Source organism: Acidocella sp. MX-AZ02, assembly GCF_000306035.1.
Classification (GTDB): Bacteria; Pseudomonadota; Alphaproteobacteria; order Acetobacterales; family Acetobacteraceae; genus Acidocella; species Acidocella facilis.
In genome coordinates this window covers 219,227-234,146 of sequence record NZ_JH976210.1, presented here as the reverse complement: position 1 = coordinate 234,146, position 14,920 = coordinate 219,227, and the positions used below count along the sequence as shown (strand labels likewise).

General features: G+C 64.2%; 12 protein-coding genes. 3 read left to right on the top strand and 9 right to left on the bottom strand.

Going from position 1 to position 14,920, the window contains the following annotated elements; translation table 11 throughout:
• Position 1 precedes the first annotated feature (1 nt).
• Complete coding sequence (locus tag MXAZACID_RS15700) at positions 2-1,666, bottom strand: phospholipase C (RefSeq protein WP_008495485.1); 1,665 nt, start codon at positions 1,664-1,666, stop codon at positions 2-4.
• A 287-nt stretch (positions 1,667-1,953) separates the two neighbouring features.
• Entirely contained in the window at positions 1,954-3,576 is a 1,623-nt protein-coding gene (gene abc-f / locus MXAZACID_RS15695; protein WP_008495484.1) for a ribosomal protection-like ABC-F family protein, read from the bottom strand.
• 137 nt (positions 3,577-3,713) lie between these two features.
• Here abc-f and MXAZACID_RS15690 point away from each other — a divergent pair, with 137 nt between their 5' ends.
• A complete protein-coding gene (locus MXAZACID_RS15690) occupies positions 3,714-4,973 on the top strand; it encodes an Hsp70 family protein (RefSeq protein WP_008495483.1) in 1,260 nt (419 codons plus the stop codon).
• A gap of 89 nt (positions 4,974-5,062) precedes the next feature.
• The gene (locus tag MXAZACID_RS18440) at positions 5,063-5,764 is read left to right on the top strand and encodes a GIY-YIG nuclease family protein (RefSeq protein WP_083878839.1); all 702 of its coding nucleotides are present in this window, start codon (positions 5,063-5,065) and stop codon (positions 5,762-5,764) included.
• Positions 5,765-5,823: 59 nt separating this feature from the next.
• On the opposite strand, the gene MXAZACID_RS15685 is transcribed toward MXAZACID_RS18440, so the two are convergent.
• The 7 genes from MXAZACID_RS15685 to MXAZACID_RS15655 all read right to left on the bottom strand — a co-directional run bounded on the left by MXAZACID_RS15685 (position 5,824) and on the right by MXAZACID_RS15655 (position 13,776).
• Positions 5,824-7,080, bottom strand: a complete 1,257-nt coding sequence (locus tag MXAZACID_RS15685; protein ID WP_008495482.1) for a glycerate kinase — start codon at positions 7,078-7,080, stop codon at positions 5,824-5,826.
• Positions 7,080-8,054, bottom strand: coding sequence for a D-2-hydroxyacid dehydrogenase (locus MXAZACID_RS15680; RefSeq protein WP_371137079.1), 975 nt, complete (start codon positions 8,052-8,054; stop codon positions 7,080-7,082). Before MXAZACID_RS15680 ends, MXAZACID_RS15685 begins: the two co-directional genes overlap by 1 nt.
• 29 nt (positions 8,055-8,083) lie before the next feature.
• Positions 8,084-9,955: a TRAP transporter large permease subunit gene (locus tag MXAZACID_RS15675; protein ID WP_144052847.1), complete on the bottom strand. Its 1,872-nt coding sequence runs from the start codon at positions 9,953-9,955 to the stop codon at positions 8,084-8,086.
• 20 nt (positions 9,956-9,975) lie between these two features.
• Positions 9,976-11,004 carry a TRAP transporter substrate-binding protein gene (locus MXAZACID_RS15670; RefSeq protein WP_008495478.1) on the bottom strand — a complete coding sequence of 343 codons (1,029 nt, stop codon included), beginning with the start codon at positions 11,002-11,004 and terminating at the stop codon, positions 9,976-9,978.
• A 179-nt stretch (positions 11,005-11,183) separates the two neighbouring features.
• Positions 11,184-12,185 (bottom strand): transketolase family protein, encoded by a 1,002-nt coding sequence (locus MXAZACID_RS15665; RefSeq protein WP_008495477.1) that lies wholly within the window; start codon positions 12,183-12,185, stop codon positions 11,184-11,186.
• Positions 12,182-13,018 (bottom strand): transketolase, encoded by an 837-nt coding sequence (locus MXAZACID_RS15660; RefSeq protein WP_008495476.1) that lies wholly within the window; start codon positions 13,016-13,018, stop codon positions 12,182-12,184. The genes MXAZACID_RS15665 and MXAZACID_RS15660 overlap by 4 nt, the downstream gene beginning before the upstream one ends.
• Complete coding sequence (locus tag MXAZACID_RS15655; protein ID WP_008495475.1) at positions 13,015-13,776, bottom strand: SDR family NAD(P)-dependent oxidoreductase; 762 nt, start codon at positions 13,774-13,776, stop codon at positions 13,015-13,017. Before MXAZACID_RS15655 ends, MXAZACID_RS15660 begins: the two co-directional genes overlap by 4 nt.
• Before the next feature lie 101 nt (positions 13,777-13,877).
• Here MXAZACID_RS15655 and MXAZACID_RS15650 point away from each other — a divergent pair, with 101 nt between their 5' ends.
• Positions 13,878-14,765: a LysR substrate-binding domain-containing protein gene (locus MXAZACID_RS15650; RefSeq protein ID WP_008495474.1), complete on the top strand. Its 888-nt coding sequence runs from the start codon at positions 13,878-13,880 to the stop codon at positions 14,763-14,765.
• The last annotated feature ends 155 nt before the right edge of the window (positions 14,766-14,920 follow it).

Here is a 14,920-nt window from a genome sequence, read left to right as displayed (position 1 = left end):
GTTATTCGGCGTGCGCGGCGGTGCCGGTATCGGCATCCAGCAGCATCACGTCGCTTCCCTTCGGCGCGGTCTTGAAATCGAACATATCCATGATCGAGCCGGCATTGGCATCGAAGGAGCCGCCGCCCAGGCGCGCGCCGCCCAGCCAGTTATCCTCGATGAATTTCACCACCGAAGCCTGGTTGATCAGCTGATGGGCGATGAAGCCTTTCTTCGCGTAGGGCGAGATCACCATGAAGGGGATGCGCGTGCCGGGGCCGCAGAGCCCGTGCACCGGCTTGCCGGCCAGGCCCATCGGCTCGGTGCCGGACCCGCAGACCTTCTTGCCGTTCAGCGCGTCCATCGGGCTGAAGGAGGAGGTGGTCGGGGTCACGAAGGCATGGTCGTACCAGCCATCGGAATCATCATAGGTGATGATGATGGCGGTGTTCTTCCAATCCGGCTGCTGCATCAGGAAGTTGATGACCTTGACCACGCCCTCCTGCTCGTCCAGCGGATCGGAATAGCCAGCATGGGCGTCCTGGGCCGCGATCAGCTTCAGGTAGGAGACGGCCGGGTAGACACCCTTGCTGACCGCTGCCTCGAAATCCTTCAGATCATATTCATGGTTGGCCGGATCGGGGCTGCCGGAGGGCGCGAAGCTGTAGCCGATATCGTCCAGCGCCGCCGGGCGGGCGTGGGTGTAGTTGGCGGTGGAGGCGTAATACTGGAACCAGTTATGGTGCGGGATATAGTCCGCGGTGGGGGCATCGACCGCGGTGGCGAAGCTGGAACGCTTGCAGCCGGTGGTGCCGTTGGGGTTGGTGAGGCCGAGATCGAAGCCGCCCATGAAGCCGCCCCAGGTGATCTTCTTCTGGTTCAGCAGATCGCCGATATTCTGGCCATCCATCTTGAAGGTGACGGTCTTGCTGGAGCAGACATCGTAGGCGGGGTCGATATCGCCATCATCGGTGAAGCCGCCCTGCCCGTCCGGGTTCAGGTTCGGGGAGGTGCCGACCACCGGCACCGCGCCGTTGGTCTGGCCGGAGACCACCGCCAGCGCGCCGGGGGTGGAGGGGCCGTAAGTGTCGGTCCAGGCATTGTCGCTCATCGCGTAGTGCTGGGCGTAATTCCAGAGGGCGGTGACGGTGTTGCCGTCGAAATAGCCCATCACCTGGCCCTTGGTGCCGAAGGCGCCGGCGCCGCCGGCGCTGGCCTTGCCGGTATATTTGGGGAACAGGTCCATCTTGCCGTTATCGTAGGCTTCCTGCTCGGGCTTGTAGGCGTGGTTCTGGTCGGCGGTGGCGGCCTGGGTGCGGTCCAGCCGGAACGGGTTGGCGGCACCGGCGCCGTTTTCCTTGTTGGTGAAGTTCGGGTTGTTGTTCAGCAGATTGGCAGTGACCAAATTATCAACCTTCTGGCCGTGCAGGCTGCCATGGAAGGCGGGCTCGCCGGCCGGGTTGGCGGCCTTCGGGTAGGTGGCGAAATAATGGTCGAAGGAGACGTTTTCGCCATAGATGATGACCAGATGCTTGATCGGCGTCGCGGTCGGTAGCGTGTCGGTGTAATGGGTCGCGGCGCTGGCGGAGGCCGGCGCGGTGGCGCCGAGGCTGGCGGTCTGCGCCGCCGCGGGGGTGATCGACGAGACCATCATGGAGGCGCACAAAAGAGCCCGGCGGATATTCATGGTTCACCTGCTTTGCAATATGACGAACTTACGGACTGTTAATCCGAAGCGGCGTGGTAATCCCGGCAGGCCAGTCTGCGTGTGACGTATTTATGATTTGTGACAGCCGGGCCGCGTTATGGCCCGGTCTGTCACAATCGTCTCAGAGAGTGTTTCAAAAGTCGCTCTGGTGAGTCGCCAAGTGGTGATTTGCGAGCACCGGAGCGGAGCGTACTTAAGGTACGTGAGCACCGGAGTGCAGCAAATCGCCGCTTGGCGGCCGCCAGAGTGGCTTTTGAAACAGCCTCTCAGCTATGCAGGCCGGGGGCTTCCTGGCCGGTGCGGGCGACATATTCGCTATAGCCGCCATCGTAGAAATGCACGCCCTCTTCCGTCAGCTCCAGCACCCGGTTGGAGAGGGCGGAGAGGAAATGCCGGTCATGCGAGACGAACAGCATCGTGCCCTCGTAATTGGCCAAGGCGGTGATCAGCATTTCCTTGGTGGCGAGGTCGAGATGGTTGGTCGGCTCGTCCAGCACCAGGAAATTCGGCGGGTCGAACAGCATCATCGCCATCACCAGCCGGGCTTTTTCGCCGCCGGAGAGCACGCGCACGCGCTTTTCCACCTCATCGCCGGAGAAGCCGAAGGCGCCCGCGAGGTTGCGCAGCACGCCCTGCCCGGCCTGCGGGAAGGCGGCATCCAGCGCCTCGAATATGGTGGCGGTGCCGTCCAGCAAATCCATCGCGTGCTGGGCGAAATAGCCCATCTTCACGCTGCCGCCGAGGGTGACGGTGCCGGCATCCGGCGCGGTGCTGCCGGTGACGAGCTTCAACAGCGTGGATTTGCCGGCGCCGTTGATGCCGAGCACGCAAGCCCGCTCCTTGCGGCGGATCAGCAAATCCAGATTGTCGTAGATCACCTTGGAGCCGTAAGCCTTTGAAACACCTCGCAGATTGGCGACATCCTCGCCCGAGCGCGGGGCCGGCTTGAATTCGAACTCGATGGTCTGGCGGCGCTTGGGCGGCTCCACCCGGTCGATCTTGTCCAGCTTCTTCACCCGGCTCTGCACCTGGGCGGCGTGGCTGGCGCGGGCCTTGAAGCGCTCGATGAAGGCGATCTCCTTGGCCAGCATCGCCTGCTGGCGCTCAAACTGCGCCTGCTGGTGCTTCTCGTTCAGCGCCGCCTGGCGGGCATAGAATTCGTAATCGCCGGAGAAGCTGGTCAGCGCCCCGGCATCGATCTCGATGACCTTGTTGATCACCCGGTTCATGAATTCGCGGTCGTGCGAGGTCATCAGCAAGGCGCCGTCATAGCCGGCGAGGAATTGCTCCAGCCAGATCAGGCTTTCCAGATCCAGATGGTTGGAGGGCTCATCGAGCAGCATCACGTCCGGGCGCATCAGCAGGATGCGGGCCAGGGCGACGCGCATTTTCCAGCCGCCGGAGAGGCGGGCGACATCGCCGTCCATCATCTCCTGGGAGAAGCCGAGCCCGTGCAGCACCTCGCGGGCCTTGGCGTCCAACGCGTAGCCGCCCAGCTCCTCGAAGCGGGACTGGACCTCGCCGAAGCGCTCCAGGATCTCTTCCATCTGCTCGAACTTGTCCGGGTCGGCGAGGTCGGCCTCCAGCTGGGCGAGCTCGGCGGCGACGCTGCTCACCGGCCCGGCGCCGTCCATCACCTCGGCGACGGCGCTGCGCCCGGCCATCTCGCCCACATCCTGGCTGAACAGCCCGATGGAGATGCCCTTATCGACCAGGATATGGCCTTCATCGGGCTGCTCCTGACCGGTGATGAGGCGGAACAGGGTGGATTTGCCCGCCCCGTTGGGGCCCACCAGGCCGATCTTCTCGCCACGCTGCAGGGCGGCCGAGGCCTCGATGAAGATCAGGCGGGCGCCGTTCTGCTTGCTGATATTGTCCAGGCGGATCATGAAACCTCGGTGGTGGTCGGTGGTCGGATGGGCGGCTGGCTCTTACCCCAATGCTGCTCTGCCGCAAACCGCCCTTGCGCCGGCGGCTCTTATGCGCTTGAACCCGGCTCCCTCAGCGTTCACCCCAAGGCTCCCGCATGTCCCGCATCTTCGGCATCGATTTCGGCACCACCAATTCCGTGGTGGCGGAGCTGGCGGCGGATGGGCACGTGAGCAGCCGGGTGTTCACCCAGGACGGGATGAGCTTCGAGACCTTCCGCAGCGTGCTCTGCTTCTGGCAGGAGGAGACCAAAGGCCGCCCGGCTTTGCGCCATGCCGCCGGCCCGGCGGCGGTGGAGACCTATCTGGAGGATCCGCTGGAGGCCCGGCTGATCATGTCCATGAAGACCTATCTGGCGCAGAAGAGCTTTACCCAGACGCAGATTTTCGGCCGCTCCTTCACGCTGGAGGAGATGATCGCGCTGTTTTTGAAGGCGCTGCTGGGGGCGGATAAAGAGGCGCGGATCGTCGCCGGGCGGCCGGTGCGCTTTGCCGGAGAGTTCGCGGATGATGCGTTCGGCGAGGCGCGGCTGCGCGCCGCCTTCGCCGCCGCCGGGCTGCCCGAGATCGAGACCGCTTATGAGCCGGAGGCGGCGGGGTATCGCTTCATTCGCGCTCTGGCGCGCCCGGCGCATGTGCTGGTGGGGGATTTCGGCGGCGGCACGTCCGATTTCTCGATTTTGCGCTTCACCCCGGGGGCGGAGATGCCGATTGTGACGCTGGCCAATACCGGGGTGGGGATTGCCGGGGACAGTCTGGATTACCGGATCATCGACAACGCGATCTCGCCGCTTCTGGGCAAGGGCGATGAGTACCGGGTGCCGATGGGCAAGGATATGCCGATCCCGATCGAGTATTTCACCAGCTTCGCCAATTGGCACAAGCTCTCCTTGATGCGCAGCCCGAGGGTGCTGCGGGATATCGAGGAGGTGGCGAAGCTGGCGCATAAGCCGCAGAAGCTGCGCAACCTGCTGAGCCTGATCAAGGATGAGAGCGGGTATCATCTGTATCAGGCGGTGAGCCGGGCGAAGGCGGCGCTTTCGCGCGAGGCGGGGACCAGGCTGCGCTTTGAGCATGAGGATTTCACCCTGGACCAGGAGATCGCGCGTGAGGAGTTCGAGGGCTGGATCGCGCCGGAGCTGGGCAAATTGGATACGTGCATTCAGGCGGTGCTGGACCAGGCGGGGATGCAGGCGGGCGAGATCGACCGGGTGTTTCTGACTGGGGGCACCTCGTTCGTGCCGGCGGTGCACGGCTTGTTTGAAACACGCTTCGGGGCGGAAAAGATGTCCGCCGGCGGCGAGTTTGTCTCTGTGGCTGAGGGGCTGGCGCTGATCGGCAGAGACCGCCAGGGCTGAGGTCATAAAAGCTTGGTAATTATATACTTGGCTAAGTTAGCCTTATAAATTCGCTCGACCGACAAATTGAGTTATGACAGTTATCTCTCATGCGGGATAGAATTCTATCGGAAATAAGGCGAATTTCTCAGGAAAATGGCGGAAAGCCGCCAGGGAAGAACTTGTTTGAAACCGAAACGGGCATAACGGAGGGGATATGGAGGGGTAGACTTTGGGCAAAGTGGAGCGACGCTATTATTGAAGCAGGCTTTGAGCCAAATGTTGTGCAACCTCGCCTTGATCCGAATTTTTTCTTCACGAAGCTTGCAAAGGCGTGTCTACATTATGGGAAAATGCCTTCCTTCGCAGAAATTGGTATGTTCGGAAAAATCGACCCTGAATTTCCGTCGCGAACGACATTTGAGAAAAAATATGGTTCAAAGTCGGCTCTCATTGAGCGATTTAATTCATGGCTGAGAGAGACGGGGGAGTTTCCCGAAGTCCTAACTCTTATCGCCAGCATCACTATACCGCCACGACCTGACACACCTACTTCAGAGGGGTATGTTTACCTCATCCAATCAGGCGGATTTTACAAAATAGGGCGCAGCGACGATATCGAAAGACGAATAAAGGAAATAAGGATCGCGCTTCCAGATACGGCTAAGATCATCCACAACATCAAAACGGATGATCCCGCTGGTATTGAAGCGTATTGGCATCGTCGCTTCGCTAGTCGCAGAGCTAACGGAGAATGGTTTAAACTGTCCTCAGCAGAAATATCAGCGTTCAAAAAGCGCAAGTATCAATAGGTTTAGCTTAGCCAAGTATATAGTTACCAAAGCTTTTGGGTGCAGGCGCCACAAAACTTTTATTTATCTATGTAAATCGCCCGGAAATCATTCACGTTGGTATGGGTCGGCCCGGTGACGATGGCCGCATCCACCGCCTGGAAAAACCCGTGCCCGTCATGGCGCTTCAGCGCCTTCGCCGCATCCACCCCACGCGCCAGCGTGCCCGGCCGCCAGAGCGCGCCGGCGATTTCCTCGATGCCGTCGATGCCGTCCGTATCCGCCGCCAAAGCGGTGATCGCCGGATGGTCCTGCACCGCCAGGCCGAAGGCCAGCAGGAATTCCACATTGCGCCCGCCGCGCCCGGTCTCCTCGCCCTTGCGCAAGGTCACCGTAGTCTCGCCGCCGGAGAGCAACACGCAGGGCGGCGCGAAAGGCTGGCCGCGCGTGGCCACCTGCAGCGCAATGGCCGCCAGCACCGCGCCGGTATCCTTGGCCTCGCCCTCGATCCGGTCGCTCAGAATATGCGCCTTCACCCCCAACGCCTCGATCCGCTGTGCCGCCGCCTCAAGCGCTGCTTGCGGGGTGACGATCATGCGGGTTTCCACCTGCGCCAGCCGGGCATCGCCGGGCTTCACGCTCTCCGCCTCGGGGCGCTCCAGCGCCGCCTGGATGGAGGCGGGCAGCTCGATCTTGTAATGCGCCAGGATCGCCTTGGCGTCGGCGATGGTGGAGGCGTCCGCCACCACCGGGCCGGAGGCGATGGCCGCGGCGTCGTCTCCCGGCACGTCCGACATCAGCAGCCCCAGCACCGGGGCCGGATTCGCCGCCGCCGCCAGCCGGCCGCCCTGGCTGCGCGAGAGATGCCGGCGCACGCAGTTGAATTCGGAGATATTGGCGCCGCAGGCGAGCAGATCCTGATACAGAGCCTGGATCTCCGCCAGCGAGATGCCGGGCAGCGGCAAAGTCAGCAGCGCCGAGCCGCCGCCGGAGACCAAGGCCAGCAGCAGATCATCCGGCCCCAGCCCTTCGGCGATGTCCAGGCAGCGCTGGGCGGCTTCCAGCCCGGCCGCGTCCGGCACCGGGTGCGCGGCTTCCACCACCTCGATCCATTGCGTCGGCAGCGCATGGCCATAGCGTGTCACCACCAGCCCTTCCAGCGGGGCGCCGTAATGCGCCTCCACCGCCTGGGCCATGGACGCGGCGGCCTTGCCCGCCCCCAGCACCACCAGCCGGCCGCGCGGGCGCGGCGGCAGATGCGCGGCCAGGCTCAGCTTCGGGTCGGCGGCGTCCAGAGCGGCCTGGAAGGCCGCGCGCAGCAGCGCTTCCGGGGCCATCACGCCACCAGATTCCGCGGGATGCCAGCCAGGAAGGCCTCGATATTGCCGATCAGCTGCTCCGCCAGAGCCTGCATCGCCTCTTCCGAGGCCCAGGCGACATGCGGGGTGAGGATGAAATTCGGCAGCTCCATCAGCCCGAGCAGCGCATTATCCGGGTGCGGCGGCTCGGGGCTGGTGACATCGAACCCCGCCCCGGCGATCTGGCCGCTGCGCAGCGCCACCGCCAGCGCCGCCTCATCCACCAGCCCGCCCCGGCCGGTATTGATCAGCAGCGGCTTGCGGGCCATCTGCGCGAATTCGGCGGCACCGAGCAGGTTGCGGGTGAGCGGGGTGAGCGGGCAGTGCAGCGTGATCACGTCCGCCTGGGCCAGGAAGTCCGCGAACGGGGTGTAGCCCGGCTTGGCCTCCGGCTCGCCCTTGCGGCCGGCATAGATGATGTTCATGCCGAAGGCGTCGCCCAGCTTGGCCACCGCCCCGCCCAGCGCGCCGCCGCCGATGATGCCCAAAGTGGAGCCGGCGAGGTCGCGGATCGGGTAGTCGAAATAGCAGAACTGGCCGCTCTCCTGCCAGCGCCCGGCGGCGACCGAGTTATGGTAGGCCAACAGGCTTCGGCGCAACGCCAGCAGCAGCGCGAAAGTATGCTCGGGCACGGTGTTCACCGCATAGCCGCGAATATTGGTGACGGCGATGTCGCGGGCGGCGCAGACGGGGAGATCGACAATATCCGTGCCCGTCGCCGCCACCGCGATCAGCCGCAGCTTCGTCGCGGTGGCCAGGCTTTCGGCGCGCACCGGCACCTTGTTGGTGATCACGATATCGGCGTCAGCAATGCGCGCCGCGACCGCGCTGGCCGGGGTGGCATCATAGCTCACCAGCTCATGCGGCTGGGTCAGGCCGGGCAGCTTCACGCTGGGCCCCAGCGTGCCGCGATCCAGAAACACCACCCGCAATTTATCGTTGGACAAGGCCACTCCCCTTCTTGTTTCGCGCCGGCGCACCCTCAACGCACCAGCGCCAGAGTGATCCAGGGTACCGCCGCGATCAAGAGCAGCCCGGCGAACAGCGCCCCGACATAAGGCCAGATACGCTTCAGCCCGGCATCGGGGCTGATCCGCGCGATCGAGCAGGCGGCGTAATAGCCGAGGCCGAAAGGCGGGGCGAACAGGCCCAGACCCATCGAGAGCACCACCACCATGGCGTAATGCACCTCGCTGATGCCGAGCGATTTCGCCACCGGGAAGAGCAGCGGCCCGAACAGCACCATGGCGGGAATCCCCTCCAGCACGCTGCCCAGCACCACCATCACGATGATCGAGACCAGCAGGAAGCCATAGCGCCCGCCCGGCACGGACTGCATGAAATGCGCCACCGCCATGGAGAAATTGGACTGGGTCAGGGCCCAGCCCATCGCCGTGGCGGCGCCGATGATGAACATGATGGCGCCGGCCAGAGAGGCGGTTTGCACCAGCATCGGGAACAGCCGGTGCCATTCGAAATGCCGGTAGATCAGCAGCCCCGCCAGCACCGCATAGGCGATGCCTATGGTGGAGACCTCGGTGGCGGTGGCGATGCCGTCCACCACCGCGAAGCGGATGACGAAGGGCAGCGCCAGAGCCGGAATGGCGATGGCGAATTTGCGCCAGACCGCCCGCGCGGGCGGCCGCGCCGGCGCATTCGCCTGCGGTTTGGTGCGGAGGCGCGCCACCAAGGCCAGCGCCAGCGCCAGCACCACGCCCGGCAGCAGCCCGCCGGCGAACAAAGCCGAGATCGAGACGCCGGTGACGGAACCGATGATGATCAGCACGATGGAAGGCGGGATGGTCTCGGCCATGGCGCCGGAGGTGGCGAGCAGCGAGACGATCTCGCCCTCATCGATGCCGCGGCGCTTCATCTCCGGCACCAGCACCGGGGCGACAGCGGCGAGATCCGCCGTCTTCGCGCCGGAAATGCCGGAGACCAGCAGCACCGCGCCGAGCAGCACGTAATTCAGCCCGCCGCGCACATGCCCCAGCGCCGCCGCCAGGAATTCGACAATGACATGCGCCATGCGGGTGGTAACCAGTAGATGGCCGAGCAGGATGAAGAGCGGCACTGCCAGCAGGATCATCGCGCTCATGCCCTGATCCATCGAGCCTGGCACCACCGCCAGCGGCGCGCCGCCGGTGGTGAGCAGATAGGCCACCGTGCACAGCCCGAAACAGAAGGCGATGGGCACGCCCGCCAGCACGCAGAAGGCCAGCAGCCCGACGAAGAACACCAGCAGATTCCAGTTGCCGATACTGCCCAGCAGCGGCGCGGCGGCGGCGAACAGCAGCGCGCCGCAGACCAGCACGGCGGCGGCCACCACCAGCTCCCGCCAGCCATAACGCGCCAGGCGCAGCAGGCAGACCAGCAGCATCAGCCCCGCCCCCACCGGCATCGCCCCGGCGCGGAAACTATCCGGCAGGCCCAGAGCCGGGGTTTGCACATACCATTGATTGGCCGCGTACTGGCAGGCGGGGCCGATCAGCAGCGCCAGCATCAGCGCCGGGGCCGCCACCCCGATGGCGTTCATCCGCGCCCGCCAGACCGGCGGCAGACGCGAGACCAAAGTGGTCATGCGCATATGGTCCTGCCGGCGCAGCGCATTCGCCGCGCCGAACATGGTCAGCCACAGGAACATCAGCCCGATGATCTCATCGCTCCAGACCAGCGGGGTGTTGAAGACCGAGCGTGCGATGACGCTGACCAGAATCAGCGCCACTTCCGCCAGGACCAGCACCGCGCAGGGAATATCGATGACCCAGCCGAGCAGCCGGTCTGCCTTGCGCAGCAGATGATGGCCGATCTCGGCTTCGGCTTCGATATGGCTGGCCGGCGCGGGCTGTCCCATCTTCATGGCGCTGGCCGACATCAGCCCAGTGTCCCGGACACGCTCTCCAGCAGGGACCAGGCCTGGTCGCCGAACTTGGCCTTCCAGTGCGGGTAGAAATCGGTCTTGGCCAAAGCGGTGCGGAAATTCGCCTTGTCGACATCGAGGAATTGCAGCCCCTTGGCGGACATGTCCGCCTGCAGGGATTTGCTCAGCGCGGCAATGTCCGTGCGTTCATCCTTGCCGGCCTGGTCGAACTCATGGATCACCATCGCCTTCATCTCCGCTGGCAGCCTGTTCAGCGCCGCCGGGTTGCCGAGGATGAGATAGCCATCCCAGACATGGCCGGTGAGGCTGCAATATTTCTGCACCTCGTAGAGCTTGGCGGTGGCGATGATCGGCAGCGGGTTTTCCTGGCCATCGACCAGATGCGTCTGCAAGGCGGTATAGACCTCGGAGAAATCGATCGGCGTCGGGCTGGCGCCGAGGGCCGCGAAGAGCGAGGTGAGGATCGGCGCGGGGGGCACGCGGATCTTGAAATTTTTCAGATCCTCCGGAGTCTTGATCGGCTTGGTCGAGGTGGTGATCTGGCGGAAACCATTATCCCAGCTGCGGCCGATCATGGTCAGCCCGGCCTTGTCGATGGACTGGCCGATATATTTGCCCAGAGCCCCATCCATCGCCTGCCAGACCTGGTCATAGCCGTTGAAGGCGAAGCCGGTATTCACCACGCCGGCGGCGGGGACATAGGTGGCCAGGACGGAAGAAGCCATGTTGATGAACTGCACGCCGCCGATGCGCACCTGCGAGATCAGCTGCGCATCGGTGCCGAGCTGGGCGGCGGGGAACAGGTCGATCTTGATGCGGCCATCGCTGTTCTTGGCGATGCGGTCGATCGCCTCCTGGGCGCGCTTGTTCACCGGATGCGAGGGGGCCTGGCCGGTGGCCATCTTGTAGGTGAATTCGGCGGCCTGGGCGCGGCGGGTGAGAATGCCGAACAGCGGCAGTGCGGCGCCACCGGCCAAGGCGGTGCGGCGGGTGAGCGTGAGCGCGTTATTGTTCTTCGTCATGGTCTGCATCCTCCAATGGTCGCTCGGTTTTTGTGCTTTTGAAGCTTGTATTTTTGAATACTCTTGGATCGAAACGCGGCCGGCGCGGCCCGTCGAAGCTTTGAAATCCGGGGCCTCCCGCCGAATGGGAGGCCCCGGCCAGGCGCGGCCGGTTGGACAGACCAGGCCGCGCGAGAGGGTTACAGCCAGCCCTTGATCTGCCGCGCCACCGCCTCGGCGGAAATGCCGTAGCGTTCATGCAGCGTCGGCAGCGCGCCAGCATCGAGGAACTCATCCGGCAGCGCGATCTGGCGGAAAACCGGATTGATGCCGTTGCGCAGCAGCAGCCCCGCCACCGCCTCGCCCAGCCCGCCGACGATGCTGTGATTCTCGGCAACCACGACGATGCGGCCGGGCTTGGCGGCCTCCTCGATAATCTTCGCCTCATCCAGTGGCTTGATCGTCGGCACATGCAGCACCGCCGCTCCCACCTTGTCCTTGGCCAGCAGATCGGCGGCTTCCAGCGCGCGCATGGTCATGAAGCCGGAGGAAATCACCAGCGCCTCGGCGCCGTCGCGCAGCAGCGCCGCCTTGCCGATCTGGAATTTATAGCCGTACTCATCCAGCACCAGCGGCACATTGCCGCGCAGCAGACGCATATAGACAGGGCCTTGATGCGCCGCGATCGCCGGCACCGCCTGCTCGATCTCATGCGCGTCGCACGGGTCGATGATGGTGAGGTTGGGGCAGCCGCGGAAGATGGCGATATCCTCCGTCGCCTGATGGCTCGGGCCGTAGCCGGTGGTCAGGCCGGGCAGCGCGCAGATGATTTTGACGTTGAGCTTTTCCTCGGCGATGGCAAGGCAGATGAAATCATAGGCGCGGCGCGCGGCGAACACCGCGTAGGTGGTGGCGAACGGGATCGCGCCTTCGCGCGCCAGCCCGGCGGCGGTGCTCATCAGAAGCTGCTCGGCCATGCCCATCTGGTAGAAACGCTCCGGAAAAGCCTTCGCGAAAATATGCAGATCGGTATATTTCGCGAGATCCGCCGAGAGCCCGACAATATCCGGATTCTGCGCGGCCAGGGCGGTCAGCGCATTGCCGAACGGGGCCGGCTTGGTGCGCTGGCCGGGGGCGGCCAGCGAGGCGATCATCGCCGAGGTGGTCAGGCGCGGCTTCGGCGCCGCGGTGGTGCTGCTCATGCGGGCTTCCCCTGGTCCAGAATTTCGAGCGCCTTCTGCCATTCATCCGCGTCAACGCGCAGAAAATGGTTCATCTCGCGCTCTTCGAGGAATTTCACCCCTTTCGCCATCTTGGTGTCACAGATGATGATGCGCGGCTTCGGTTCGCCAAGATTGCGTGCCGCATCGAAGGCTTTCACCACCGCGTCGATATCGTTGCCATCAACACGCTCGACATGCCAGCCGAAGGCGGTGAAGCGATCATGCAGCGGCTCGCGGCTGGACATGGCGGAGGACGGGCCATCGGCCTGCTGGTCGTTCACATCGACGATGGCGACGAGATTATCCAGCTTCCAATGGCTGGCGGCCATCGCCGCCTCCCAGGTCGAGCCCTCATTCAGCTCGCCATCCGAGAACAGGTTATAGACGAAGTTTTTCGAACTCTTCCGCTTCAGACCGAGGCAGAAGCCGACGGCGATGCCCAGACCATGGCCGAGCGAGCCACCGGTGATCTCCATCCCCGGCGTGTAGGCGGCCATGCCGGACATTGGCAGGCGGCTATCATCGGTGCCGTAGGTTTCCAGCTCATCCTCGGGGATCACCCCGGCCTCGATCAGCGCCGCGTAGAGGGCGATGGCGTAATGGCCGATGGAGAGCAGGAAACGGTCGCGCCCTTCCCACTCGGGGTCTTCCGGGCGGTAGGTGAGCGCGTGGAAATAGGCCACCGCCAGCACATCGGCGATGCCGAGCGCCTGGGCGATATAGCCCTGGCCCTGCACCTCGCCCATCCGCAGCGCATTGCGCCTTATGCGCCAGGCGCGGGTGGGCAGGGAAACATTGGAGATCTGGTTCAATGGATGAGCATCCCGCCGTTAACGTCGATCACCGCCCCGGTGATGTAGGAGGAGATATCGGAGGCCAGGAACAGGAAGGCGCCGGCGACATCCTTGGCCTCGCCCAGACGGTTGAGCGGGATGCCTTTCAGGATGTCGGTGCGCATCTGATCCGTTAGCTTGCCGCCGGTGATCTCGGTCTGGATCAGGCCGGGGGTGACGCTGTTGACGCGAATGCCATCCGGCCCCAGCTCACGCGCCATCGCCTTGGCGAGGCCGAGCACCCCGGCTTTGGCGGCGGAATAATGCGGGCCGCCGAAAATGCCGCCGCCGCGCTGGGCGGAGACCGAGGACATGCAGGCAATAGAGCCCTGCTTGCGCGCACGCATATGCGGGATGAAGGCCTGGCTGAGATAGAGCACGCCGGTGAGATTCACATCCATCACCTTCTGCCAGTTCTCGCCGCCGATCTCCATCAGCTTCAAGGGCTGGGTGATGCCGGCATTATTGATGAGAATGTCCGCCTGGCCGAACACCTCCAGCACACGCTTGGCCGCCGCCTGGCAGGCCTGCGCATCCGTCACGTCGCAGGCGACACCCAGATGCGCGCCTTCAGGTACGGCCGGCAGGGTGGCGGCCGCTTCGGCGGCGGCTTCTTCGGTGAGGTCGAGAATCGCGATCCGCGCGCCCTGGCTGGCGAAAAGCCGCGCCGTGGCCAGGCCGATGCCGGCCTTGCTGGCCGCGCCCGAGATGATCGCCGTCTTGCCGCTGAGCAGCATGGTTCCTCCAATTTGGTTTTGTAAGGCTGAAGCTGCGCCGATACCGGGCCGCCGACAAACGCGATCTTTACATCCATGGATGAATTTGGTTCACATATAAAATGCTCAACAAAATCCCCCTTCCGGCGCTCAGAGCCTTTGAATCCGCCGGGCGGCTGGGCTCGTTCACCGCCGCGGCGGATGAGCTGGGCTTCACGCCGAGCGCGGTGAGCCACGCCATCCGCAATCTGGAAGCGGCGCTGGGGGTGAAGCTGTTCATCCGCCGCACCCGGGCGGTGGAGCTGAGCATGGAGGGGGCGGCGCTGATGCGCGCGGTGGAGCGCGGCTTTGAGGAGCTGCGCCGGGGGCTGGAGACGGTCTCGCGCCGCACCCCGGCTTCGCTGCGGCTGCATTGCGCGCCGAGCTTCGCCGCCCAGTTCCTGGCGCCGCGTTTGCCGCATTTTCTCAACGCGCATCCGGGCATCGAGGTGCGGCTGGCGGCTGGCACCGATTATACCCGCTTCACCGCCGATGAGTTCGACGCCGATATCACTTACGGCCCGGTGACGCTGCCGGGGGTGGAGATGATCCCGCTCGGGCCGGAGACAGTGACACCGCTTTGCGCCCCGCCTCTGGCGGCGCGGATCACCAGCATCGCGGATCTTGGCGAGCAGACGCTGATCCAGAGCGACAATAAGCAGGTGCGCTGGCCGGACTGGTTCGCCGGCAACGGCCTGCCGGCCCCGCCGCTACGGGGCTTGCGCTTCGACCGCAGCTTCCTGGCGATCGCGGCGGCGGTGGAGGGGCATGGGGTGGCGTTGGAATCAACCTTGCTGGCGGCGAAGGAGCTGGCCACGGGCAAGCTGGTGGCGCCATTGGCCGGGTGCTCGCGGAGTATTTCCTATGTCGGGCATCATTTCGTGTATCCGACGCGGCGGAAGAGTGCGCCGATGATCAGGGTTTTTTTGAATTGGCTGAATTCGGCGCTGGCTGAGGTGGAAAAAGGCTGAAAATCTAAATTTGCAAAAGTTTTTGGGGGTGTGGGGACTTTTTTCAAAAAGTCCCCACGAAGGTTTGGGGTGTTGACGACGCCGTTGCCTACGCCCCGGCGTTTTTGCCGCTTTTTTGAAAAAAAGCGGCACCAAAAAACTTTTGCACATTTAAC

Excerpts from the sequence above, each read along its gene's own strand:
- MXAZACID_RS18440 (WP_083878839.1), top strand. The coding sequence starts at position 5,063 with ATGCGGGATAGAATTCTATCGGAAATAAGGCGAATTTCTCAGGAAAAT.
- MXAZACID_RS15650 (WP_008495474.1), top strand. The coding sequence starts at position 13,878 with ATGCTCAACAAAATCCCCCTTCCGGCGCTCAGAGCCTTTGAATCCGCC.
- MXAZACID_RS15700 (WP_008495485.1), bottom strand. The coding sequence starts at position 1,666 with ATGAATATCCGCCGGGCTCTTTTGTGCGCCTCCATGATGGTCTCGTCG.
- abc-f (WP_008495484.1), bottom strand. The coding sequence starts at position 3,576 with ATGATCCGCCTGGACAATATCAGCAAGCAGAACGGCGCCCGCCTGATC.
- MXAZACID_RS15665 (WP_008495477.1), bottom strand. The coding sequence starts at position 12,185 with ATGAGCAGCACCACCGCGGCGCCGAAGCCGCGCCTGACCACCTCGGCG.
- MXAZACID_RS15675 (WP_144052847.1), bottom strand. The coding sequence starts at position 9,955 with ATGGGACAGCCCGCGCCGGCCAGCCATATCGAAGCCGAAGCCGAGATC.
- MXAZACID_RS15670 (WP_008495478.1), bottom strand. The coding sequence starts at position 11,004 with ATGACGAAGAACAATAACGCGCTCACGCTCACCCGCCGCACCGCCTTG.
- MXAZACID_RS15685 (WP_008495482.1), bottom strand. The coding sequence starts at position 7,080 with ATGGCCCCGGAAGCGCTGCTGCGCGCGGCCTTCCAGGCCGCTCTGGAC.
- MXAZACID_RS15655 (WP_008495475.1), bottom strand. The coding sequence starts at position 13,776 with ATGCTGCTCAGCGGCAAGACGGCGATCATCTCGGGCGCGGCCAGCAAG.
- MXAZACID_RS15690 (WP_008495483.1), top strand. The coding sequence starts at position 3,714 with ATGTCCCGCATCTTCGGCATCGATTTCGGCACCACCAATTCCGTGGTG.